The sequence below is a fragment of the Thermoflexus hugenholtzii genome (genome assembly GCF_018771565.1).
Classification (GTDB): Bacteria; Chloroflexota; Anaerolineae; order Thermoflexales; family Thermoflexaceae; genus Thermoflexus; species Thermoflexus hugenholtzii_A.
Map to the genome: position 1 here is coordinate 1,182,201 of NZ_CP076326.1, position 23,173 is coordinate 1,205,373.

General features: G+C 67.2%; 25 protein-coding genes. 17 read left to right on the plus strand and 8 right to left on the minus strand.

Translation table 11 applies throughout. The features are described from left to right. The first annotated feature begins 3 nt into the window (after positions 1 to 3). From KNN16_RS05340 to KNN16_RS05395, 12 genes are all read left to right on the plus strand, one after another. The gene (locus KNN16_RS05340) at positions 4 to 444 is read left to right on the plus strand and encodes a CoxG family protein (protein ID WP_303899642.1); all 441 of its coding nucleotides are present in this window, start codon (positions 4 to 6) and stop codon (positions 442 to 444) included. A 101-nt stretch (positions 445 to 545) separates the two neighbouring features. Next, positions 546 to 1,022 (plus strand): (2Fe-2S)-binding protein, encoded by a 477-nt coding sequence (locus tag KNN16_RS05345; protein WP_303899645.1) that lies wholly within the window; start codon positions 546 to 548, stop codon positions 1,020 to 1,022. 44 nt (positions 1,023 to 1,066) lie between these two features. After that, entirely contained in the window at positions 1,067 to 3,421 is a 2,355-nt protein-coding gene (locus tag KNN16_RS05350; protein WP_303899648.1) for a xanthine dehydrogenase family protein molybdopterin-binding subunit, read from the plus strand. Positions 3,422 to 3,492: 71 nt separating this feature from the next. After that, entirely contained in the window at positions 3,493 to 4,356 is an 864-nt protein-coding gene (locus tag KNN16_RS05355) for a xanthine dehydrogenase family protein subunit M (protein WP_299284331.1), read from the plus strand. Between the two features lie 142 nt (positions 4,357 to 4,498). Beyond that, positions 4,499 to 5,416, plus strand: coding sequence for a MoxR family ATPase (locus KNN16_RS05360; RefSeq protein ID WP_303899651.1), 918 nt, complete (start codon positions 4,499 to 4,501; stop codon positions 5,414 to 5,416). Between the two features lie 36 nt (positions 5,417 to 5,452). Next, positions 5,453 to 6,670 (plus strand): VWA domain-containing protein, encoded by a 1,218-nt coding sequence (locus tag KNN16_RS05365; protein ID WP_303899654.1) that lies wholly within the window; start codon positions 5,453 to 5,455, stop codon positions 6,668 to 6,670. A gap of 27 nt (positions 6,671 to 6,697) precedes the next feature. Further along, on the plus strand, positions 6,698 to 7,264 hold the full coding sequence (locus KNN16_RS05370) for a Uma2 family endonuclease (protein WP_303899657.1): 567 nt from the start codon (positions 6,698 to 6,700) through the stop codon (positions 7,262 to 7,264). Positions 7,265 to 7,281: 17 nt separating this feature from the next. After that, positions 7,282 to 7,851, plus strand: coding sequence for a Uma2 family endonuclease (locus tag KNN16_RS05375; protein ID WP_303899660.1), 570 nt, complete (start codon positions 7,282 to 7,284; stop codon positions 7,849 to 7,851). Positions 7,852 to 7,877: 26 nt separating this feature from the next. Continuing rightward, on the plus strand, positions 7,878 to 8,189 hold the full coding sequence (locus KNN16_RS05380; RefSeq protein WP_299284316.1) for an XdhC family protein: 312 nt from the start codon (positions 7,878 to 7,880) through the stop codon (positions 8,187 to 8,189). A 19-nt stretch (positions 8,190 to 8,208) separates the two neighbouring features. Further along, a complete protein-coding gene (locus KNN16_RS05385) occupies positions 8,209 to 8,973 on the plus strand; it encodes an XdhC family protein (RefSeq protein ID WP_303899665.1) in 765 nt (254 codons plus the stop codon). Beyond that, on the plus strand, positions 8,970 to 9,989 hold the full coding sequence (locus KNN16_RS05390; RefSeq protein ID WP_303899668.1) for a molybdopterin-binding protein: 1,020 nt from the start codon (positions 8,970 to 8,972) through the stop codon (positions 9,987 to 9,989). Before KNN16_RS05385 ends, KNN16_RS05390 begins: the two co-directional genes overlap by 4 nt. A gap of 88 nt (positions 9,990 to 10,077) precedes the next feature. Continuing rightward, on the plus strand, positions 10,078 to 11,268 hold the full coding sequence (locus tag KNN16_RS05395; RefSeq protein ID WP_303899670.1) for an AI-2E family transporter: 1,191 nt from the start codon (positions 10,078 to 10,080) through the stop codon (positions 11,266 to 11,268). Here the strand turns inward: KNN16_RS05395 and KNN16_RS05400 are convergent. After that, positions 11,207 to 11,431, minus strand: a complete 225-nt coding sequence (locus KNN16_RS05400; RefSeq protein ID WP_303899673.1) for a hypothetical protein — start codon at positions 11,429 to 11,431, stop codon at positions 11,207 to 11,209. The genes KNN16_RS05395 and KNN16_RS05400 overlap by 62 nt on opposite strands. Before the next feature lie 93 nt (positions 11,432 to 11,524). Between KNN16_RS05400 and KNN16_RS15110 the strand changes: the two genes are divergently transcribed. The 3 genes from KNN16_RS15110 to KNN16_RS05405 are packed head-to-tail and all read left to right on the plus strand — an operon-like array spanning position 11,525 to position 13,106. Beyond that, positions 11,525 to 11,812: a type II toxin-antitoxin system Phd/YefM family antitoxin gene (locus tag KNN16_RS15110; protein ID WP_366972320.1), complete on the plus strand. Its 288-nt coding sequence runs from the start codon at positions 11,525 to 11,527 to the stop codon at positions 11,810 to 11,812. After that, complete coding sequence (locus KNN16_RS15115) at positions 11,809 to 12,204, plus strand: type II toxin-antitoxin system VapC family toxin (RefSeq protein ID WP_369685872.1); 396 nt, start codon at positions 11,809 to 11,811, stop codon at positions 12,202 to 12,204. Before KNN16_RS15110 ends, KNN16_RS15115 begins: the two co-directional genes overlap by 4 nt. Positions 12,205 to 12,242: 38 nt before the next feature. After that, positions 12,243 to 13,106: an SH3 domain-containing protein gene (locus tag KNN16_RS05405; RefSeq protein ID WP_303899676.1), complete on the plus strand. Its 864-nt coding sequence runs from the start codon at positions 12,243 to 12,245 to the stop codon at positions 13,104 to 13,106. Positions 13,107 to 13,128: 22 nt separating this feature from the next. Here KNN16_RS05405 and KNN16_RS05410 read toward each other — a convergent pair whose 3' ends face one another. Together KNN16_RS05410 and KNN16_RS05415 are read right to left on the minus strand one after the other, a co-directional pair. Continuing rightward, complete coding sequence (locus KNN16_RS05410; protein WP_299284299.1) at positions 13,129 to 13,977, minus strand: DegV family protein; 849 nt, start codon at positions 13,975 to 13,977, stop codon at positions 13,129 to 13,131. Positions 13,978 to 14,080: 103 nt separating this feature from the next. Continuing rightward, positions 14,081 to 14,740, minus strand: a complete 660-nt coding sequence (locus KNN16_RS05415; RefSeq protein ID WP_303899680.1) for a glycerol-3-phosphate acyltransferase — start codon at positions 14,738 to 14,740, stop codon at positions 14,081 to 14,083. Positions 14,741 to 14,931: 191 nt separating this feature from the next. On the opposite strand from KNN16_RS05415, the gene KNN16_RS05420 reads away from it, so the two are divergent. Further along, on the plus strand, positions 14,932 to 15,576 hold the full coding sequence (locus KNN16_RS05420; RefSeq protein WP_303899681.1) for a YbhB/YbcL family Raf kinase inhibitor-like protein: 645 nt from the start codon (positions 14,932 to 14,934) through the stop codon (positions 15,574 to 15,576). A gap of 19 nt (positions 15,577 to 15,595) precedes the next feature. On the opposite strand, the gene coaBC is transcribed toward KNN16_RS05420, so the two are convergent. From coaBC to KNN16_RS05445, 5 genes are all read right to left on the minus strand, one after another. Next, positions 15,596 to 16,828 carry a bifunctional phosphopantothenoylcysteine decarboxylase/phosphopantothenate--cysteine ligase CoaBC gene (gene coaBC, locus KNN16_RS05425; RefSeq protein ID WP_303899684.1) on the minus strand — a complete coding sequence of 411 codons (1,233 nt, stop codon included), beginning with the start codon at positions 16,826 to 16,828 and terminating at the stop codon, positions 15,596 to 15,598. 23 nt (positions 16,829 to 16,851) lie between these two features. After that, the gene (gene xpt, locus KNN16_RS05430) at positions 16,852 to 17,448 is read right to left on the minus strand and encodes a xanthine phosphoribosyltransferase (protein WP_303899687.1); all 597 of its coding nucleotides are present in this window, start codon (positions 17,446 to 17,448) and stop codon (positions 16,852 to 16,854) included. A 135-nt stretch (positions 17,449 to 17,583) separates the two neighbouring features. Further along, the gene (locus tag KNN16_RS05435) at positions 17,584 to 19,878 is read right to left on the minus strand and encodes a glycosyltransferase family 39 protein (RefSeq protein ID WP_303899690.1); all 2,295 of its coding nucleotides are present in this window, start codon (positions 19,876 to 19,878) and stop codon (positions 17,584 to 17,586) included. Positions 19,879 to 19,940: 62 nt separating this feature from the next. Further along, positions 19,941 to 21,854, minus strand: coding sequence for a hypothetical protein (locus KNN16_RS05440; protein WP_303899692.1), 1,914 nt, complete (start codon positions 21,852 to 21,854; stop codon positions 19,941 to 19,943). Between the two features lie 33 nt (positions 21,855 to 21,887). Beyond that, on the minus strand, positions 21,888 to 22,310 hold the full coding sequence (locus KNN16_RS05445) for an FmdB family zinc ribbon protein (RefSeq protein ID WP_088572167.1): 423 nt from the start codon (positions 22,308 to 22,310) through the stop codon (positions 21,888 to 21,890). A 127-nt stretch (positions 22,311 to 22,437) separates the two neighbouring features. Between KNN16_RS05445 and KNN16_RS05450 the strand changes: the two genes are divergently transcribed. Beyond that, positions 22,438 to 23,163 carry a guanylate kinase gene (locus tag KNN16_RS05450; protein ID WP_303899693.1) on the plus strand — a complete coding sequence of 242 codons (726 nt, stop codon included), beginning with the start codon at positions 22,438 to 22,440 and terminating at the stop codon, positions 23,161 to 23,163. Positions 23,164 to 23,173 lie beyond the last annotated feature (10 nt).

The window sequence follows — 23,173 nt, forward strand, 5'->3', positions numbered from 1 at the left end:
CCGATGCGGCTTCAGGGATCCTATCGGTTCCCGACGGCGATCGATCGGGTGTGGGGAGCCCTGATGAACCCTCAGGTCATCGCCCGTCTGCTGCCGGGCGTGGAGCGGCTGGAGCCGGTGGGAGACAACGTCTATGAGGCAGAGATGCGCCTCGGGATCGGACCCATCAGCGGCCGCTATAAAGCCCGCATCACCCTCTCCGAGATCGATCCTCCGAATCATTATCGCATCCGCATCCAGGCCCAGGGTCCCCAGGGCACGGTGGATGCGAACGGGACCATCGACCTCACCGCCGATGAAGCGGGCACCGTCATGCACTATGAGGGCGAGGCCACGGTGACTGGGCTGCTGATGAGCCTGGGCGCCCGGCTCCTGGAGCCCACGGCTCAGATGCTGGTGAACCAGGGGCTGAAGAACCTGGAAGCCCTGCTGACCGCTTCCTAATCCGCCGCTTCGAGAGGGATCCGGCAACCGTGCCGATGGGCTCCGGCCCATCGGGATGTGGGGAAAGGCAGGAACCTTCATCCTGCGGACAGGAGGGGCCCATGAAAGTTCCGGTGACGGTCACGGTGAACGGTCAGGTTTACCAGCGGGAGGTGGAGCCCCGGATGCTCCTGGTCCATTTCCTCCGGGACGTCCTGGGGCTGACCGGGACCCACGTGGGGTGCGACACCAGCCAGTGCGGCGCCTGTGTGGTCCTGATGGACGGCAAGGCGGTGAAGTCGTGCACGGTCTTCGCCGTCCAGGCCGATGGGTCCCAGATCACCACCATCGAGGGCCTAGCGCGGGATGACCAGCTCCATCCGCTCCAGGAGGGCTTCTGGGAGATGCACGGCCTCCAGTGCGGCTTCTGCACCCCCGGCATGATCCTCTCCGCCTACGATCTGCTCCAGCGCAACCCCAACCCCACCGATGAGGAGATCCGCCACGCCCTGGAGGGCAACTACTGCCGTTGCACCGGCTATCACAACATCGTCCGGGCCGTGCGCTACGCCGCGGAGAAGCTCCGCGTGCAGGCCTGAGTCCGGTCTTCCTCCCATCCCGGAGATCGCGAAGGAGGGCGGCGATGGCGACGCGCTATTTCGGTGTGGCGATGAAACGACGGGAGGATCCGCGCTTCATCACCGGGCGCGGCACCTACGTGGACGATCTCACCCTGCCCGGCCTGGTCTATGCGGCGATGGTGCGCAGCCCCCACGCCCACGCCCGGATCCAGGCCATCCACAAGGAGAAAGCCCTAAAGCATCCCGGGGTGATCGCCGTGTTCACCGGCAAGGACATGGTGGACAGCGGGGTGAAGTCCCTCCCCTGCGGCTGGCTGCTCCCCGGGATGAAGCTGCCGCCCCACTACCCCATGGCCGTGGACAAAGTCCGCCACGTGGGGGAGATCGTGGCGGTGGTGATCGCCGAGGACCGCTATACGGCGGAGGATGCGGCGCGGCTGGTGGAGGTGGAGTATGAGGTCCTGCCGGCCGTGGCCGACGGCGCCAAGGCCCTCCAGCCCGGCGCCCCCGCCGTCCACGACGAGGCCCCCGACAACGTTTGCTTCCGCTGGTCCATCGGCGACAAAGAGAAGACCGAAGAGGCCTTCCGCCGGGCCCATAAGACCGTGAAGCTGGAGCTGGTGAACCAGCGCCTGATCCCCAACGCCATCGAGCCCCGGGCGGCCATGGCCCAGTATAACCCGGCCACCGACGAATACACCCTCTGGGTCACCAGCCAGAACCCCCACGTCCACCGCCTGCTCATGGCCGCCTTCGTCCTGGGCATCCCCGAGCACAAGCTCCGGGTGATCTCCCCCGACGTCGGCGGCGGCTTCGGCAGCAAGATCTTCCTCTACCCGGAGGAGACCATCGTCACCTGGGCGGCCAGGCAGGTGGGCCGGCCGGTGAAGTGGACGGCGCGGCGGATGGAGAGCTTCGTCAGCGACGCCCACGGCCGCGATCACATCACCGAAGCCGAGCTGGCGGTCGATGAGAAGGGGAAGGTCCTGGGGATGCGGGTGAAGACCATCGCCAACCTGGGGGCGTATCTCTCCACCTTCGCTCCGGCCATCCCCACCTACCTCTACGGCACCCTGCTCTCCGGCCAGTATGAGATCCCCACGATTTACTGCGAGGTGACGGGGGTCTTCACCCACACCACCCCGGTGGACGCCTACCGGGGGGCCGGGCGGCCCGAGGCCACCTATGTGGTGGAGCGGCTGATGGACATCGCCGCCCGGGAGCTGGGGGAGGATCCCGCCGAGTTCCGGCGCAAGAACTTCATCCCGCCGGACAAGTTCCCTTATCAGACCCCGGTGGCCCTCCAGTATGACAGCGGCAATTACGAAGGCGCCTTGAACAAAGCCCTGGAGATCATCCATTACAAAGAGCTGCGCCGGCAACAGGAGGAGCTCCGCAAGCAGGGCCGTTACATCGGCATCGGCCTCTCCTGTTACATCGAAGCCTGCGGCATCGCGCCCTCCCAGGTGGTGGGCTCCCTGGGCGCCCAGGCCGGCCTCTGGGAGAGCGCCCTGGTCCGGGTGCACCCCACGGGCAAAGTAACCGTCTACACCGGCTCCCACACCCACGGCCAGGGCCACGAGACCGCCTTCGCCCAAATCGTGGCCGACGAGCTGGGCATCCCCATCGAGGACGTGGAGATCGTCCACGGGGACACGGGGAGCGTCCCCTTCGGGATGGGCACCTACGGCAGCCGCAGCGCCCCGGTGGGCGGCAGCGCCATCGTCCTGAGCCTCCAGAAGATCAAGGAGAAGGCCCGCAAGATCGCCGCCCATCTGCTGGAGGCCGCCGAGGAGGACGTGGTCTTCGAGGACGGCAAGTTCTACGTGAAGGGCGTGCCCGACCGCTTCAAGACCTTCCAGGAGGTCGCCCTCCAGGCCTATCTCGCCCACAACTACCCGCCGGGCCTGGAGCCGGGGCTGGAGGCCTCCTCGTTCTATGATCCCAAGAACTTCACCTTCCCCTTCGGCACCCACATCTGCGTGGTGGAGGTGGATCCGGAGACCGGGAAGGTGAAGATCCTGCGCTACGTGGCGGTGGACGACGCCGGACGCATCATCAACCCGCTGATCGCCGAAGGACAGGTCCACGGGGGCATCGCCCAGGGCGTCGGCCAGGCCCTGCTGGAGGGCGCCGTCTACGATGAGAACGCCCAGCTGCTCTCCGCCTCTATGCTGGACTACGCCCTCCCGCGGGCCGACGATCTGCCGTCCTTCGAGATCGACCACACCGTGACCCCGTGCCCGCACAACCCGCTGGGGGTGAAGGGCATCGGGGAGACCGGGACCATCGCCGCCACGGCCGCCGTGGTCAACGCGGTGATGGATGCCCTGGCGCCCTTCGGGATCCGCCACATCGACATGCCGCTCACGCCGGAGAAGATCTGGCGGGCCATCCGGGAGGCCCGCGCCGCATAGGCGAAAGGGGGGAGGGGCTTCCACGCCCTTCCCCCTCCCATCCACGGATCCGAACCGGAGAGGAGGGGGCGATGTATCCGGCATCCTTTGAATACTACCGGGCGAGCACCCTGCAGGAGGCCCTGAACCTCCTGAAGCAGCATCCGGAGGCGAAGCTCCTGGCGGGCGGGCACTCTCTGATCCCCCTGATGAAGCTGCGCCTGGCCAGCCCGCCGGCGCTGGTGGACATCCGCCGGGTGGCGGAGCTGAAGGGGATCCGCCGGACCGATGGGACGGTGGTCGTCGGGGCGTTGACCACCCACCGGGAGGTGGAGTTCTCCGAGGAGCTGAAGCAGTGGTGCCCGTTGCTGCCGGAGGTGGCCGCCCACATCGGGGATCCGCCGGTGCGCAACATGGGCACCATCGGCGGGAGCCTGGCCCACGCCGACCCGGCCGCGGATTACCCGGCGGCCATGCTGGCCCTGGGGGCGACGATCAAAGCCGTGGGCCCGAACGGGGAGCGGGCCATCGCCGCCGATGACTTCTTCGTGGGGATGCTCACCACCGCCCTCGGGCCCGGCGAGATCCTCACCGAGGTCCACGTCCCCGTCCTGGGCAAGGGAACCGGCTGGGCCTATGAGAAGTTCCCGCACCCCGCTTCCCGCTACGCCGTGGTGGGGGTGGCCGTTGTGGTTCGGGTGGAGAACGGGATCTGCCGCGAGGCCCGGATTGGCGTCACCGGCGCCGCCCCTAAGGCCTTCCGGGCCACGAACGTGGAGCAGGCCCTGGCCGGCAAACGGCTGGACGAGGGGACGGTGCGGGCGGCCACGGAGAACATGGTCAGCCCGGAGGGCTTGCTGAGCGATCCCTTCGCCTCGGCCGCCTACCGCGCCCACCTCTGCGCCGTGCTGACCCGCCGCGCCCTGCTCCGGGCGGCGGAACGGGCGGCCGGATGACCATCAAAAGGAGAAGGAGGGCTTCGGGGCGGGCCCTTTGGAGGCCCGCCCCGTGCTTTTTCCCACACAGAATTCCAAGCAAGCGTGTTAGAATAATCCGTGATCCGCGTTCCCAGAGAACCCGTTCCGGAGGCAGAGACCGGTGTTCCCCCGTTCCATTGATGAGGTGATCCGGGCCCTGGAGGCCCATCGCTACATCGCCGAGCGCGGGCTGGCCACGGCCATCTTCCTGGCCCTGCGGCTGAACCGCCCCCTCTTCCTGGAAGGCGAGCCCGGCGTCGGCAAGACGGAAGTCGCCAAGGTCCTGGCCGATCTCCTCGAAACCGAGCTCATCCGCCTCCAGTGTTACGAGGGGCTCGATGTCCACAGCGCGGTCTACGAATGGGACTACGCCCGCCAGATCCTTCAGATCCGCATGCTGGAGGCCTCCGGGGAACGGGACGAGGCGCGCATCCGCCAGCAGATCTTCAGCCCGGATTTCCTGATCAAACGCCCTCTCCTCCAGGCCCTGGAGGCGAAGAACGGCCGCCCGCCCGTGCTGCTCATCGACGAGCTGGACCGGGCCGACGAGGAATTCGAGGCTTTCCTTCTCGAGCTGCTCTCCGACTGGCAGATCACCATCCCGGAGATCGGGACAGTGCGGGCGGAGCAGCCGCCGGTGGTGGTGATCACCTCCAACCGCACTCGCGAGATCCACGACGCCCTCAAGCGACGCTGCCTCTATTTCTGGATCGATTACCCCTCCTTCGAGAAGGAGATCCAGATCGTGCAGGCCCGCATCCCGGAGGCCCCCGAACGCCTGACCCGACAGATCGTGGCCTTCGTGCAGGAGCTCCGACGGCTGGATCTTTACAAGCTGCCCGGGGTGGCGGAGACGCTGGACTGGACCGCCGCCCTGCTGGCCCTGGATCGGACGGAGCTGGACCCGACGGTGGTCGATGAGACCCTCGGGGTGTTGCTGAAGTATCAGGACGACGTGCTCAAGGTGCGCGGAGAGATCGCCCAGGACTTGCTGGCGAAAGCCCTCCTGCGGGCCGAGATGGCCTCCGGGGGCACCTGATCCCCAGGAATCGGCCTCGCCCGGGGAGAGAAGGGAATGGGGGGCTACCTGCTGCATCACATCGTTCGATTCGGGCGCACCCTGCGGGCGGCCGGGGTGCCCATCACCCCCGGCCAGATCGTGGCCTTCATCCGCGCCCTGGAGTGGCTCCCCCTGGAGGACCGGGAGCTTTTCTACCATGCCGCCCGCTGCACCCTGGTCTGCCGCCGGGAGGACCTGGAGACCTTCGACCGGGTGTTCGAGTGGTTCTGGCGCAATCCCCTCATGGGAGGTCAGCTCCCGCCCGGCCTCCTCTCCACGGCCCCCGGGCCGATCCGCCGGCAGGAGAACCGACCCCGCCCCGCGGAGGTGGGCCATCCCCCGGCCCCCGAGCCGCGATCGGAGAACCCCGAGGCCCCGCCGGTGATCCTCGCGGATCGGGCGATGACCTACAGCCCCATCGAGATCCTGCGCCGCAAACCGTTCGAACGCTTCTCCGAGGAGGAGATCCAGCGGGTCCGCCGCCTCATGGCCCGCCTGCGCTGGCAGATCTCCGAACGGGAGACGCGCCGGCTGCGCCCGGGCCCCCGCGGAGAGCACCTGGATCTACGGCGAACGCTGCGCCGGAGCATGCGCCACTACGGGGAATGGGTGCGCCTGCTCTGGCGCACCCACAAGCGCAAGCCCCGGCCGCTGGTGGTGCTGTGCGACATCAGCGGCTCTATGGAGCGCTACGCCCGCATGCTCCTCCACTTCCTGCACGCCCTCAGCCACACCCGGCGCCACGTGGAGACCTTCGTCTTCGGCACCCGCCTCACCCGCATCACCCGCTGCCTGCGCCACCGGGACCTGGACGAAGCCCTCCGCGAGGTCAGCCACACGGTGGTGGATTGGTCCGGAGGGACCCGCATCGGCGAGTGCCTGCACGTTTTCAACCGCGACTGGGGCCGGCGGGTGCTGGGCCGCGGAGCGGTGGTGATGATCATCAGCGATGGCTGGGACCGCGGGGACGTGGAGCTCCTAAGGCAGGAGATGGAAAGGCTTCAGAAATCGTGCTATCGTTTGATCTGGCTGAACCCCCTGCTCGGGATCCCGGGGTATCAGCCCCTGACCCGGGGGATGCAGGCCGCCCTGCCCTACATCGACGATTTCCTGCCGGTGCACAACCTGGCCAGCCTGGAGCAGCTGGCCGCCCATCTGGAACGGCTCCCCGCCCGTCGCTCCGCCCGCCGCTCCGGGCTGGCCCGGCCTGTCCCCTCCGGGGGGCCGGAGTGACCGACGATGGGAACCGGGGAGGCGACGATGGCCATCCCACGAGAAGCCGAGCGCCTGTGGACTGCGGAAGACCTCCTGGCCCTGGGAGAGGAAGCGCGCTACGAACTCATCGAGGGGAGGCTCGTCCCCATGAGCCCCACCGGGTTCCTGCATGGCGATGTGGCGCTTGCCCTGGCCGCAGCCCTGCGGGCTTTCGTCCATCCCCGACGACTGGGACGAATTGTGGTCGGCGAGGTGGGGTTTGTGCTGCGGCGGAATCCGGACACGGTGCGGGCGGCGGACATCGCCTTCGTACGGAGGGAACGTCTGCCTGCGGGGGATCTGCCCCGCGGCTTCTTCGAAGGCGCGCCGGATTTGGTGGTGGAGATCCTCTCGCCATCGGACCGATATACGGACATTCTACGGAAGGTCAGCGAGTGGCTGGAGGCAGGGGCGGCGATGGTGTGGGTGGTGGATCCAGAGCATCACGGAGTGATGGTTTTCCGCCCGGATGGGACATTGCGCCTGTTAGGGGAGTCAGATTCGCTGGAGGGGGAGGAAGTGCTCCCCGGGTTCCGTTATCCGGTTGGGGAGCTGTTCTCTCCGCTCACCTGAAGCAAGAGGAGGGGCTGATGGCAATGCCGGTGAAGGCTCCGGAACGCCTCTGGACTGCGGAAGACCTCCTGGCCCTGGGAGAGGAAGCGCGCTACGAACTCATCGAGGGGAGGCTCGTCCCCATGAGCCCCACCGGACTCAGCCACGGATACACGGAGGCCCGGATCGTCGCGCTGCTGTGGTCGTATCTGCGAGAGCACCCCATCGGGATTCTGGTGACTGGCGAGGTGGGGTTCGTGCTGCGGCGGGATCCGGACACGGTGCAGGCAGCGGACATCGCCTTCATCCGCGCCGACCGCCTGCCCCCGGAAGGCCTCCCCTTCGGCTTCTTCGAAGGTGCCCCCGACCTGGCGGTGGAGATCCTCTCCCCCTTCGACCGCTACCCCGACCTCCTCCGCAAGGTCAGCCAGTGGCTGGAGGCCGGCACCCGCCTGGTCTGGGTCGTCGACCCCGCCCGCCGTACCGTCACCGCCTTCCAGTTCGACGGCACCCTCCGCCTCCTCGACGAGTCCGCCGAGCTGGACGGCGGCGACGTCCTCCCCGGCTTCCGCCATCCGGTGCGGGACCTGTTCGAGGGCGAGCTTTGAGCAAAACCCCCCGCTGGAGGTTTTCCATGCAAGAGGTGCTGGAGGCGATTGAGCGCTGGAAAGCGCGAGGGGAGCAGGTCGCCCTGGCGACGGTGGTGAAGGTCATCGGCTCCGCCCCGCGGGACGTGGGGGCCAAGATGGTGGTCTCCTCCGGCGGGGAGATGGCCGGTTCCGTGAGCGGCGGCTGCGTGGAAGGCGCCGTCTTCGAGATCGCCCAGGAGGTGCTCCGCACCGGCCGCCCTCGCCTGGTCCGCTTCGGGATCAGCGACGAAATGGCCTGGGACGTGGGCCTGGCCTGTGGGGGCACCATCGAGGTCTTCATCGAGCCCCTCCCGTGAACGCAAAGGGAGCGAGGCCATGGACTGGTTCGAGCGGGTGCGGGAGGCGATCCGCCGGGAGGAGCCCATCGCGGTGGCCACAGTGATCCGGGGTCCGGAGGCCTGGCTGGGCGCCAAATGGATCGTGGAGGCCGCCGGGGACGGCCTGACGGCCGGGCATCCGGAGCTGGACGCCCGGGTTCAGGAGATCGCGCGGCGCTATCTGGCCCTCGGCCACTCCGGAGCCGTCAGCCTGCCCACCTCCGAGGGCGAGGTCGAGATCTACATTGAGTCCTATGTGCCCCCGCCCCTCCTCCTCATCGTAGGGGGCACCCACATCGGCATCGCCCTGACCGCCATCGCCAAGATCCTGGGCTGGCGGGTCTACCTGATCGATCCCCGTCGGACCTTCGCCACCCCGGAGCGCTTCCCCCATGTGGATCGGATGATCCACGCCTGGCCGGACGAGGTGCTCCCCGACCTGATCACCCCCCACACCGCCGTGGCCATCCTCACCCATGATCCCAAGCTGGATGATCCGGCGGTGATCGCCGCCCTGCAGAGCCCCGCCTTCTATGTGGGGGCCCTGGGCAGCCGCAAGACCAACGCCCGCCGGCTGGAGCGCCTCCGCCGCAAAGGGCTGGACGAGGCCACCCTGGCCCGGCTCCACGCCCCCATCGGGCTGGACATCGGGGCCCGAACCCCGGAGGAGATCGCCCTGAGCATCATGGCGGAGATCATCGCCGAGCGGAACCGGCGGATCCCCCGTGTCCGCGCCCCGCAAGCCCAGGAGGCTCCCGCATGAAGTTCGGCCCGGTCCCCATCGAAGAGGCGATCGGGCGCATCCTGGCCCACAACATCGCCGATGCCCAGGGGAACCGCATCTTCCGCAAAGGTCGGCGCCTGACGCCGGAGGACGTCGCCCGCCTCCGAGCGGAGGGGTATCAGGAGGTCGTGGTCGCGGAGCCGGAGCCTAGCGACGTCGGGGAGGAGGAAGCGGCCCGCCGCATCGCCCGGGCCTGCGAGGGGCCCGGCCTGCGCCCGATGCCGGCCGCAGGAGGACGGGTGAACTTCCTTGCGGATGGAGCAGGGGTGTTCCTCGTCGAGCCCGACCGGCTGGCCCAGCTGAACCGTCTCCCCGGGGTCACGCTGGCGACCCTGACGCGAGGGAGCGTGGTGCGGGCCCGCCAGATCGTCGCCAGCCTCAAGATCATCCCCTTCGCCCTGCCGGAGGCGATCGTGGCCCAGGCGGAGGCGCTGCTTCAGGACAACAGCCCGCTCATGGGCGTCTACCCCTTCCAGCCTCGCCGCGTCGCCCTGATCCTCTCCGGCCACCCCGCTGTCTGGCCCCGGCTGATCGCCGATTTCGAAGCGCCCCTCCGGGAACGGGTGGACGCATGCGGCGGGATATGGCTCGGGACCCAGACCGTGCGACATGAGGAAGCCGAGCTGGCCCGGGCCATGGAAGCGGCCCTCCGGCAAGGGGCGGATTTCCTGATCCTGGCCGGGGAGACGGCGATCATGGACGAGGAAGACATCGCCCCCCGGGCGATCCGGCGGATCGGCGGGACCGTGGAGGCTTTCGGGGCCCCCGTCGATCCGGGGAACCTCCTCCTCATCGCCTATCGGGGGGAGGTCCCGATCCTGGGGGCACCGGGCTGCGCCCGGAGCCGGCACCGGAACGTAGTGGACTGGGTGATCCCGCGTCTGATGGCCGGCCTGCGGCTCACCCGTGAGGAGATCGCCACGATGGGGCACGGCGGGCTCCTCGAAGATGTAGAGGAGCGCCCGGCCCCTCGCCTCCTCGGAACCTCTTCCTGAAGCGAAGTTGTTCCCCCTGGAAGATGCCGCTGAAGCCCGGGGAAGCCGGTAAAATCCATCCGGAACCCTTCTTCAGGGGCACTGACGCGTGCGCATCCCGCGCCTCGTGCTGATCCTGATCAGCCTGGCGGCGCTGATCTACATCAGCGAACGGCTCTGGCAGCTGTTCCGCCTGTTCGCCGACCTGGCCCGCATGCTGGCCCTGGCGGGGCTGCTGGCCTACATCCTGCACCCGGTGGTCGCCTGGATGGATCGCGGGCTGTTCCCGGAAGCGTGGCTGGAGCGCCTGATTCAGCGGGGGGCGCCCCCCGCGCTGCGCCGCCTCGCCCGCCTCCGCGTCCCCTACGCCCTGGGCGCCACGCTGATCTACACTGGCCTGCTGGGCTTGCTCCTGCTGGCCCTCCTGCTGGGGTTGCCCCTCCTGATCCGCCAGGCCCTGGATCTGGCGGCCCTCCTCCCCCAACGGCTTCAGCACCTGCCCGAGGAGATGGTCCGGGTGCAACGGGAGCTGGCCATGCGATTGAACATCCCGCCCGAAGCCCTGGCCCTCCTCCCCTCCCGGGAGGCCTGGCAGGATCTGGCGCGCCAGGGGGCCGGGTGGCTCTTCCCGGTCCTGGTGGAGACGGCTCGACAGGTCGGCGGGGGCGTGGTGGAGTTCCTGCTGATCCTGGCCCTGAGCTACTACACGATGCTGGACTGGCGCAACATCTCCCAACAGGTCCTTTCCTTGATCCCACGCCACTACCACGATGAGATCCACACGACGGCACGGATCCTGGATCGCACCTTCGGAGGGTTCTTGCGAGGTCAGCTCCTGATCGCACTCCTCAACGGGCTGGTCACCCTCCTGGTGATGCTGGCCTTCGAGGCGCCCTTCGCCGGGCTCATCACGCTGCTCTCCGCCCTCATCATCCTGATCCCCATCATCGGGGCGCCCATCGCCCTGTGGGGCCCGCCCCTCACGCTCTGGCTTCAGGGCGCGTGGACGGCAGGGCTCTGGATGTGGCTGATCCTGCTCGTCTACCAGCAGGTCCTTTTTCACTTCCTGGTCCCCCGGATGCTGGGGGAAGCCACCGGCCTGCCGCCCCTGCTCACCCTGATCGCCGTCCTGATCGGAGTGCGTCTGTTCGGGTTCTGGGGGTTCGTCTTCGCCATCCCCATCGCCGGGGCCGGCTACAGCCTGGCCTTCCTGCTGCTGCGACCCCGTGAGGACGCGATCAGGGCGAGGGAGCGATCAGCGGGATCACCGTCCACTGATCCCATCGAAGATCGTAAATGAGATCGAAGATCATGCCATCCTCGGTGCGCACGCGAAAGCCGATGGCCTCGGGGGTCCGCCACCGCTGCAGGATCCGGGCGACCCGTTTTTCCGCCCCCTCCCATTCAAAGGCCTCCGGGCGCTCCGGATAGGTTGAGCCGGCATAGCACCGCACGCGAGCCATTTTACACCTCACCGAATATCCAGGGGATCCTCTGGGAGATCTCGCCCCCCATCCCAGCCCGCGTTTTAAGGGTCTTGACCGCTGTCAAAGATCATGCTACGATGCGCTTGGATCTGCAGCTCTGCCTGGAGAGTAATTGTGGAGCGAGTTCCGATCTCGAAACTTCGAGCCCGCTTTCTGGATTTCCTGGAGCGCGTGAAACGCACCGGAGAGCCGATCCTGGTGACGCGCCATGGGGAACCCCTCGCTCAGATCTTACCACCTCCCATCTCTGAGCGGCCCACCTCATGGTTAGGCGCTCTCCAAGGAACCGGAAAGATCGTTGGCGATATTCTAAGCCCTGCCACAAACGAACAAGAGTGGGAAGTCCTCCAGAAATGAAACTGTTACTGGACACGCATATTTTCCTTTGGAGCCTTCTGGAGCCCGGACGTTTGACCTCCGCTGTGGCCCGCGTGCTCCAAGATCCTACAAATGAGCTGTGGTTATCTCCAATCATGGTCTGGGAGGTTTTGATTCTCGCGGAAAAAGGTCGTGTGGTCCTTCAGCCAGAGCCCTTGACGTGGATCAGACAGGCGCTCAGCATCGTGCCTTTTCGAGAAGCCCCTCTCACTGGGGAAGTGGCCATTCAGAGCCGCCGTGTGAATCTCTCCCACCAGGACCCAGTGGATCGATTCCTGGTAGCCACAGCGCTCGTTTATGATCTAATCCTGGTGACAGCTGATGAACGAATTCTGAACACACGCCCGGTGCGTGTTTTACCCAATCGCTAAATGCGGAGAGCATCCTCATGAAATCCTTTGGCGGGCTTATGGTTGTCAGCATTGCCGGATTGCTTCTGGCTTGCCAGGCCGGGGGGACGCCGAGCCCGACGCCCACGCCGGCTCCGCCGCTGCAAGCGCCGACGGCCACGCCCACCGCGATGCTCACCCCCACCTCCGCCCCGCCGCTCCGGCCCCTCGCGGTGGTGCGGGTTCAACCGACCGATCGGCTTCACGCGCGCGCCGGACCGGGTCCGGATCAGCCGATCCTGGCCGAGCTGCCCCCGGACGCGACCGGGCTGCTGCCCACGGGACGGGAGCAGACCGTTCAGGGCGCCCGCTGGGTGGAGGTCCGGCTGCCGGACGGGCGGATCGGATGGGTGAACGCGTCTTTCTTGACGGAGGAAGTTTCCCCCCAGGCCTTCTGTGCCGATCCGCAGGTCCAGGCGCTGATCGACCGCCTGGAGGCCGCGATCCGAGGGCGGGACGGTCAGGCGCTTGCCGCGCTGATCAGCCCGGTCCACGGCTTGCAGCTCCACGTCAATCGCCTCAGCGACGCGGTTCGGATCCGGCCGGAGCAGGCGGTCACCCTGTTCACAGACGAGACGCCGGTGCGCTGGGGTGTTCACCCGGCCAGCGCCATGGAGATCGTCGGCCCCTTCCGCCAGGCCGTGCTGCCGGATTTGCTGGATGTGATCGATCGCCCCCATGAGCGGCACTGCGGCCTGCTGGTGCCGCCGGTGACCTATCAGCCCGCGTGGCCGGAGGCCTACCGGGCCTTCAACTTCTACAGCCTGCACCGGCCGGGGACACCGGGCAATGAGCTGGACTGGCGGACCTGGGTGGTGGGGATCGCGTATGTGGACGGCCAGCCTTACGTGGCGGTGCTGATGCAGTTCTTCTGGGAGCCGTGAAAGGATCTCCCACCTTCTTCCCTTAGCGATCCTCCTCAGTGTAATAGGCGAGCCCCAGCACGCCCGGCCCGGCGTAAAGGCCCATCACGGGGGAGAAGGCGGTGAGGTAACACTCCCGGCAGTCGAAGCGGGCGAGGATCTGCTGCCGCAGGGCTTCCGCCTCCTCCAGGGCCGCCGCGTGGAAGACCGCCGCATGCACCGGCCGATCCCCCACATCCCGCGCCATTCGCTCGACCATCTCTTCGATGGCCCGACGCCGGGTGCGCACTTTCGACAGCACCTCGATGCGGCCGTTCTGCATGGTGAGGATCGGCTTGATCTGCAACACGTCCACCGCCAGGGCCGCGAGGGCCGGCGCCCGCCCGCTGCGGATGAGATAGGTCACCGTCTCCAGGACCGCGAAGAAGCGGAGGCGGGGGCGAAGGGCCTCCACCCGAGCGACGATCTCGTCCAGAGATGCTCCCCGCTCCGCAGCCCGGGCCGCCTCCAGCACGAGGAAGCCCTGGGCCATGGTGGCTGCCTGGCTGTCGATCACCCGGATGGGCACCTCGGGGACCATTTGGGCGGCCAGCAGGGCCGCGTTATACGTGCCGGTCATCGCCGCCGAAACATGAATGGAGACGATCCCCTCCGCCTGCCGGGCCAGCTCCCGATAGGTCTCCAGGAAATCCCCGACGGAGGGCTGAGAGGAGGTGGGCATGATGCCGGCACGCTGCCAGGCGTAAACCTCCTCCGCGGTTACATCGATGCCATCCCGGAAGATCCGTTCGCCCAGGATGATCCGCACGGGGACGATGCGAATCCCATAGGCCTCGACCAGCTCCGGGGGCAGACAGGCCACGCTATCGGTGACCACCGCGATCCTCGCCATGGCTCTCCCTCAGAGAAGGGATCGGGCAGGGCTGCGCCCCCGCGCCTCGAAGCGTCCGGCGTGTGAGGATCCCCAGGGCCTGCAGGGACCGGAGGGAGAAGAACTATGGCCGGCCCGGGCGGCGGAACATCCAGGCTTCCCAGGAAGCGACATCCCGGTCCAGCCAGAGACGCCGCCAGAGCACCCGCCGCCGCTCCGCAGGGTCCACCGGGAGCGGCTCCCGATTGGCCTCCAGGCGTTTGACCACAGTGATCCCCAGCATGCCCAGCGCCCCTGCCGCGACCTCCGACGGCCCGTTCAGGAGGAGGACAAAGCCCGGCAGGGCCGCGATGGCCAGGAGAGCCGTCACCGCGGTCAGACGCAGCCCTCGCCCGATGGCGAGGCCTCCCAGGATCCATAGCGCCCCGGGAGGGAACAGCACCCCCAGCCATCCGAGGAAGGGCCCGATGCCCCGACCGCCGTGGAAGCCCAGGAAGAGCGGCCAGTTATGCCCCAGCACAGCGGCCAGGCCGGCGGCCACCGCCACGCCCCGGGGACGTCCCAGGCTCATGGCCAGGAGAGCCGGCGCGGCTCCCTTCAGGACATCCAGGAGGCCGACCGGGAGAAGGGCCCAGCGGGACACGTGGTAATACACCATGGTCGCGCTGATCGTGCGGCTGCCCCACTGCCGCAGATCCACCCTCCGCAGGAGGCGGCCGGCAAGGTAAGCGGTGGGAATGGAGCCCAGAAGATAACCCAGCAGGATAAGTCCGAAATCCTCCATCGCTCCCTCCGCCCGTGAAAGCGCTTCGAGGCGCTGAAGGAGCAACCCCTTTTCAGCATACCCCGGATCACGCGAACTTTCCAGAGCCTCTGCCGGGATTTCCCGCCCTCCCCAGAACGGGCGAAAATGAAGCCGGACGGGGCCGGAGAAAGGCGCATCATCCCTTCACCACACAACGGAAGGAGGATTTGATGAGGGGAATCGGAGCTTGCGGGCGGATCGGGTTGTTGCTGATCCTCGGGTTCGGATGCCGGCCATCGCCCTTGCCGGCCTCCCCAACGATCCTCCCCTCGCCCACTCCGGCAGGCCAGCCATCCCCCGTGCCGGTTTCACCCACCGCCGTTCCTGCCCCTGCGACGCCGGGGGAGGAGATCCGTGAGCTCCGGCTCCGCAGCCCGGCCTTCGCGGATGGGGATCTGATTCCCGTAGCGTATACATGCACCGGAGCGGATCGCTCGCCTCCTCTGCGCTGGGACGCGCCCCCGCCGGGAACCCGCAGTCTGGCGCTGATCATGGACGATCCAGATGCGCCGGGAGGACGGTTCATCCATTGGGTGCTGTATCAGATCCCGCCGGATCGAACGGAGCTCCCGGAGGGCGTGCCGGCGGAGCCTGCGGTGGAAGGTATCGGGTTCCAGGGTTGGAACGACTTCGGGCGCATCGGATACGGGGGCCCATGCCCGCCGCCGGGCCCGGCCCACCGCTACCGGTTCACGCTCTACGCCCTGGACATCTCCCCGGATCTTCCGCCCGGCGCCGGCGCCGCAGCGGTGGAGCAGGCCATCCAGGGCCACATCCGGGGGATCGGGCGACTGATTGGGCGCTACGGGCGATGAGCCACGTTCACCGGGACGGTTATCCTCCCCCGGTCGCCGAAAGCAGCGCCACGACGCGATCGAGGATCGCCTCAGCGACGGCGGCTTTGCTCATCAGCGGGAGCGGCTCGATGCGGCCCCGGGCGTCGATGAGGGTGACCCGATTGGTGTCCACCGCGAACCCGGCCCCGGGCTCCGTCACATCGTTGGCGACGATGAGGTCCAGCCCTTTGGCCCGGAGCTTCGCCTGGGCGTTTTCCAGAAGATCGCGGGTTTCCGCAGCGAACCCCACGATCACATGGGGTTTGCCGGCGGAGGCGCGGCGGGCGGCCACGCCGGCCAGGATGTCCACCGTTGGGATCAGCTCCAGGGTGAGCCCTTCCCCCCGCTTGATTTTGAAAGGCTGGCTTTGGGCGGGGCGGTAATCCGCCACCGCGGCGGCCATCAGGAGGACATCGGCGGCTTCAGCTTCCCGCCAGACCGCCTCCGCCATCTCCGCGGCGGTCCCCACATCGATGCGGCGGGCCCCGACGGGGGTCTCCAGGGCGACCGGTCCGGCGATCAACACCACTTCCGCGCCGCGGTCCAGGGCGGCCTGGGCCAGGGCGAACCCCTGCTTCCCCGAGGATCGGTTCCCGACGAAGCGGACGGGATCGATGGGCTCATAGGTGGGACCTGCGGTGACCACCACCCGGCGGCCGGCCAGCGGGCCGTTCCGTCCCAGCGCCCGGCGGATGTGCCCCAGGAGCTCTGCGGGCTCCACCATCCGTCCCCATCCCTCCAGGCCGGAAGCCATGCGGCCATAGGCGGGGCCGATGATCTCCACTCCCCGGGCCCGAAGCCGCGCCACGTTCTCCTGGGTCGCCGGATGGGCCCACATCCCCACGTCCATCGCGGGGGCCACCAGGATCGGCGCCCGGGCCGCCAAGCACAACGTGCTGAGCAGATCATCCGCCAGGCCATGGGCCATCTTGGCCAGGAAATCGGCCGTGGCCGGGGCGATCACCACCAGGTCCGCGGCCTCGCCCAGCGCGATATGGGGCAACGCGGTTTCCGGGGTGGGTGTCCAGAGATCGGTATACACCGGCCGGCCCGTGAGGGCCTGAAAGGTGAGCGGGGCGATGAAGCGCGTGGCGGCAGCGGTCATCACCACGTCCACCCGGGCGCCGGCCTGGGTCAGCTTGCTGGCCAGGTCCGCCGCCTTATACGCTGCGATCCCCCCTGTGATCCCCAGGACGATCCGTCGATCTTTCAAAACCGGGATCGGCTCCATCGGCTGTGCTCCGTCGGTTGCGGTCATCCGGGGCGATCCGTCGCCTCGTCTCCCTCCAGGAGGATCCGGTCGCCCTCCACGCCGGTGACCACCGCCAGGGATTCAATGGGCACGTTCAGAGGTCGCAGTCGGTCCCGCCCGCCCTCAAAGCGCTTCTCAATCACGGCGCCGATCCCGATCACCTGGGCGCCGGCGGCCTGGGCTAATCGGGCCAGCGCCAGGATGGTCGCCCCGGTGGCCAGGAAATCGTCGACGATCAGGACCCGATCCCCCGGCCGCAGATAGTCGGCGGCCACCAGCAACGTCACATCCCCGCCTTTCGTGTGGGAGGGGGCCGTCGCAAAAAAGATGTCGTCCCCCATGGTGAGCGGCTTGTGCTTGCGGGCGAAAACCAGAGGCACCCCCAGGGCGTAGGCGGTCATCAGCGCCGGCCCGATCCCGGAGATCTCCGCGGTCAGCACCTTGGTGGGCTCCAGATGACGGAACCGTCGGGCGAGCTCCTGCCCACAGGCGGCGATCAGGGCAGGGTCGATCTGGTGGTTCAAGAAGGCATCCACTTTGATGATGCCGTTCCCCAGATGACGTCCATAACGCCGGATCGCTTCTTTCAGCGCTTCCACCGGAAACCTCCCTTTGAAACGCTTTATACCGGATTCAGGCCGGGCGGAGATCTTCCGGCCCGAGCGGTGCTCTCAGAAAAAGTTTGACCTGAGCCCTGTGGAAGGGCAAGGGGGCCAAGAGAGGAAGCGCTCGGCTCACCGCCGCGGGCGCACGCGGATGAGGCCGAGGATCAGGCGGCGGGCGGTCGGATCGGCCCCCTCTCCGCTCACCGGCAACCGCTCCCCGGTCTCCAGCACATACATCCCGGCCTCCAGGAGATAGTCCCCGGCAGGCATCTCCGCCGGCAATCGAAGCACATAGCGATCCCGCAACGGCTGACCGGGGATCCAGTGGGTGGTCGGATACGCCCCCTCCAGGGGGACCTGATCGTCCTGAGCCCACACCGGGTTCCCGGTGGCCGGGTTCCAGGCCTCCCCGATCAAATGGGTGAACACCACATAGGAACGGGGGATCGGACCCTCCGCCTCCCAATAGAGGTCCAGAAACAGCGTATCCCCTGGCGCCGCCTCCGGCGGATTCCCCTCTCGGACTCCATACAGGCGATAACCCAGGAGCCGGATTCGATCCCCCAGGCGCGCGGACATCGGATGGGCGATCTCCGAGGGGGAAGGAGGAGGGATCGTCCCCTCCACCCGGAACGCCGGGATCGTCACCGATCCATCTCCTTCCGCCTCAACCCGAACGACGTAATCTCCCGAAGGCGTGTAAGGGGTGACGGGAAGTTCCAGCGAACTCCGCCGGATCCCTGACCCCGCCGGGACATGGAGCTCCGTCCGAGCGACTTGCTGATCGGGCCTGCGGATCCATTCCACCGTTAGGGAGAGCGGACGGCCGGGCTGCAGGTAAAGGCCGATGCGCATGGTCTCTCCGGGCCGGAACACACGCCCCACCCAATCGTATCCGAGGAAGATTCCAGGCGGATCCTTCAGGCGATGGATTTCGTTCAAGCGAGCCAGGTTCTCCGCAGGGACTGCAGTCTCCTGAGGAGAGGCCACATACAGGACCAGGCCGTTGTGACCGAAGGGGAACTCCAACGCACGGTGGAGATGGGCATCCAGCCACCGTTCCACCCAGCCCTCAGGGTCCTGGAGGTGGCTTTCCACCCGGGCCAGCCAGATCCGCGGATGGGCCCGGAGGATCTCCTCCAATTCCCCCTCCACCGTGTCCGATCGAACCGGGACAGCCTGCCGGGGGACCGGATACACCGGCGGGAGGCCGTTCGTCCCATCGATCCGCTCGTAGTAATACTGAAACTCCGGCGCGCGGTCCCCAGAGACCAGGATCACGCCATCCCCGGGTCGGGCGTAAACCCGGATCAGGAAGGGAAGAAGGGCCGGATCCGCCCGCCAGTGGCGGCTGGCGTAATACGCTGGGAGCGAGGCCAGCGATAGGCCGAAGGCGCCCAGCGCCAGCACAAGGGCGAAAGGTCGGAGGCGGGGGATGGAGAAAGCCCGGGCGATGGAGAACGCCAGCAAGAGGCTGAAGTAAGGCAGAGCGGGGAGGAAGTAACGCGCCTCCAGGCGGGGCGTATACAGGAAAGACCGAGGGCGGGTGATCAGCCAGACCGCAACGGGCTGGAGGGCCAGCCCGACGCTGAGCAGGGCCAGAGGAAACAGATCCCGTATCCGGCGCGTCGCGCGCACGGCTTCCCGCGCGGCGACGGCGATCCCGGGGAGCATCCCGGAGATCAGGACCACGGCGGGCCCGGCCCATCGCTCCACATAGGTCGAGATCCCCGTCGTCCAGAGCACCGCGCTCAACTGCAACACGGCGGACCACCCGGGGGGCGGACCGCCCGCCGACCAGGTGGCCATGCGAGGCAGGGCGAAGGCGAGCCACCCGAGCATCAGGAGCGCGAGCGTCCCGTGGGCGAGCAGCCATCGCGGCCAAGCGCGCCGGGGGATGGCCCACAGCAGGCTGAGGCTCTGGGGGATCCAGGCGAAGAGGGCCAGGTAGACCGAGAAGAGGGCGATGGAGCTGCTCAGCGCCCACGCGCCCCATATCCGGAAGGAGCCCGGTTTCCATGCGACCCGCAGCGCAAAGAACGCGGAGAGGGCGATCCCAAGGGCCGCCAGGGCATACATCCGGGTTTCCTGGGACCACCAGATGTGAAAACGGGAGAGACCCAGAAGCCAGAGGGCAAGGAGTTGGACGCCGGGTCCGCCCAGCCGGCGGCCGGCAGCCCCCGCTGCAGCCACGGTGAGGACCCCGAAGGCCACCGATGGGAATCGAGTGGCGAACTCCCCATCCCCCGCCAGTCGGATCCAGGGCCAGAGCAGCGCATAGTAAAGCGGCGGGTGAGTGTCCCGCGCCGTCCCCCCGATCATCTCGGGGAACGGACGGCGAGCCAGCCCGATGGTGAACCCTTCGTCCCACCAGACGTTTGCCTCGCCCAGGCGATGGACGCGCAGGGCGAATGCAACCAGCAACCCCACAAGGGCCAGGACAAGGTATGCCGCCCCGCTCTTTAACTCGCCGCTTCGAGAGGAGCTCATGGCAGATCAATTGCTGCAAGTGGAATGACTCGATCTTCTTGAGGGACAAACATGCCCGAGTGGAAATTCACGCGCTCGCCGGTATCCAATCGGTAAACCCCTAATCCGATTCGGTAAGCGCCGGGGGATGCTGTCGGAGATATGGGAAGGCGCCGGATATCCTGCACGCTGGCACCCACGCGCATCCAGCGCGGCGGCAACGTCTTGCCGATGAGATAGCCATCCTCCTGGGCCACCAGACGACCGTCGGGCCCATAGAGGTGAAGGAAAACCGTCCAGTCCTCATGAACCGGAGCGCGAAGCGCCCAGGTCGTCAGAACAATCAGCTCCCCTTTTCCCCGCTCCACAGATGCTTCGCACAGAACCAGCGACCCCGGCCCGAAAGATGCCCACTCGAACTGACACGGCCTGCGGCCACCGACTCGCACGAGACGCAAGGATCCCTCAATTCGATAATCCACCCGGAAAACGGCGTCCGCGCGTTGCACGATCTCCGCCATTCCTTCCCAGCCCGGCCAGGATCCCAGCGTCCCATACCGGAAGCGCCACGGTTGCAGAACGTCCGGGAATGAGAGGGGAAGGACTTCCCATGATTCCCCCAGATTAGCGTGCAAGAACGCCCCGATGCCCACATAGTCTGGGATGAGAGGGATCCCTTCGTGGCCGAATGGATAGCGCTCCGATGAGCTGGCCAGCCAACTGGGATAATTGATGAACACAAGCGTGGAACCAGGGGGAACCTCCCGCACCTGTCTCAAGGTTTCCCGGACCAGAGCGCCGCCTGCCTTCATCTGCTCAAGCATGTCCTTTAGGAAAGCGCCATGGGCAAGGGCCACGGCACCGATTCCAACAGCGGCGAGGATCCTCCCCCATGAAGGGCGCCGGGCAAGCCACTGTATCCCCTCAGCCCAGATCCAGGCCGCTCCCGCTGCCCCCAGATACATCAAGCGGGGGCCGTCCATGACATACACGAAGGGTCGCGTCAGCAGCGCCGGAAGCACCGCCAGCCCATACCATCCCACTCCTACCACCCAGACTGATATGTAACCGGACTGATAAAACACAAAAGCCAGCGCCCCCAGGACGATCAGCCCCAGTAAGGCCAGCGCCGCAGACCCGGCCGGCCAGCCAGCGGGGATCGCCTGAGGAAGCGGGGTGATCAGTCCTTGAAGGAAATAAAGCGCGTTCCGTCCCCAATCCGCAACCGGTAGGCCTCGCATCGCCTTTCCGGGCCCAGCAAGGGAAACCCAGAGCGCCAGGGAGGCCATAGGGAGCATTCCATAGATCCAGGCACAGATCCGAACGCGGGAATCAGTAGCCACAAGGCGCTTACCAGATAACACCGTCGCCAAGCAGACCAGCCAGCCCGCCATGACGCCGTGCTCGGCCGCGAAGGAGGCCAGCACCACCGGGAAAAGCGCTCCAACCATCCCACGCAGAGTATGGGTAGAAGCCAGCAGGGCCCCCAATAGAGCAAGGAAGGCAACCAGCGGATGAATCAGAGCGCTTGGATAAATCACCGCCTGCAAGCTGAACGGGAATAGAAGAAACCAAAACGCCGCCAGGAGCGCAGCCCATCGTGACCCGGATCCGGAGATGCGCCGATACAGGAGGCCCACCAGAGCGGCGTTGAAAATGTGCAACGTCAATCCCAATCCCCGAAGGGCGAAGACAGCACCCTCCCTCCATAACAGGTCTGCCGCCTTCCAGAGCGTGAGGCCGAGGGGTCGGTAGTAACCCACCGGCCAGCGAAGAGAGGTCCAGATCTCAGCCCATCGGGCATCCCGCGCCGCCCGCAGGACAACCGGATCGTCGAACAAATAGGGGAGAGACAGGAAAGGTCCGAAGAGCCCCCACCCCAACCCGCCCAGAAGCAATAAGGTGGCGAGCCGGAACCCCAGAGAACGCACTCGATGACTCTCTTGACGGACCGTATTCACCCCTCATTCCTCTCCGGCAGATCCCTCGCCCTCCTCCTCCCCTCCCTCGCCTTCGCCGGCCAGCTCGGGCATCGCCTTCTCGATCTCCTCCGGCGTCTGGCCGGCCTCCAGGCGCTCGATGACCTCCTCGAACTCCGGGCCCAGATCCCCCAGCTCCTCCCCCAGCTCCTGGGTCATCCGCCGCATCCAGCGGCCGATGGAGCGAGGATCCTTCTCGTCCACATCCCCGATCCAGTCCGCGTCCGCCAAAGACTCCAGCCGCGCCTCCTCCGAGCGAAGCACACGAACCCGGGAGATCAGACGGACCAGATCGGAGCTCCCACAGTAGGTGCAGGTGACCTGGCTGTGGTCGACCTCCGAAAAAGTGCGGAAGAAAGCCGTGACCCGACGCCGGCACCGACGGCAACGATACTCATAGATCGGCATGCGGAACCCTCCCCAACAGGATTCCACCGTGGAGGCAATTTCTGATTATAGCCCGATCCAAGGGGTCCGGCGGGGAGCGCCCGGGTTCAGGTAAAATGAGAAGCGATCCCACCGCATGCGGAGCGAGATGAGCAAACGGGAAGGCGCGGAAACCATGGAAACGGTTTTCTCTCCGGCCGTCACCCTTGAGGGGCTGGCCCAGCGCCCGACCCAGCCCCTCGTGGTGGTGATCTCCGGACCCTCCGGGGCCGGGAAGGACTCCCTGATCCGGCGGATGAAGGAGCTACAGGTCCCCTTTCACTTCGTGGTCACCGCCACCTCCCGTCCCCCGCGCCCCGGCGAGGTCGACGGCGTGGATTACCATTTCCTTTCCCGGGAACGGTTCGAGGCCGGTATCCGGGCCGGGGAGTTCCTGGAATACGCGGTGGTCTACGGGGATTACAAGGGCATCCCCCGCTGGGAGATCGAGAACGCCCTGGCCAGCGGTAAGGATGTGATCCTGCGGGTGGATGTGCAGGGCGCCGCCACCCTCCGCCGCCTGATCCCCGAAGCGGTGTTCATCTTCGTCATCCCTTCCTCCCGGGAGGAGCTCATCGAGCGCCTGCGCGCCCGCGGCACCGAGAGCCCGGAATCCATCGCCCGGAGGCTCCAGGCGGTGGAGGAGGAATTAAAGCACTGGGCGGAGTTCGATTACGTGGTCGTCAACCGGAACCAGCATCTGGACGAGGCGGTGGCGGACATCCTGGCGATCATCCGCGCGGAGCACTGTCGAGCACGTCCTCGGGGGGCCCATCGGGAACCCATGGATCCTCAACCCGGCGCCCCTCCGTCCTCTCCGCCGCCGCCCCGGTGAAGACCGTAAC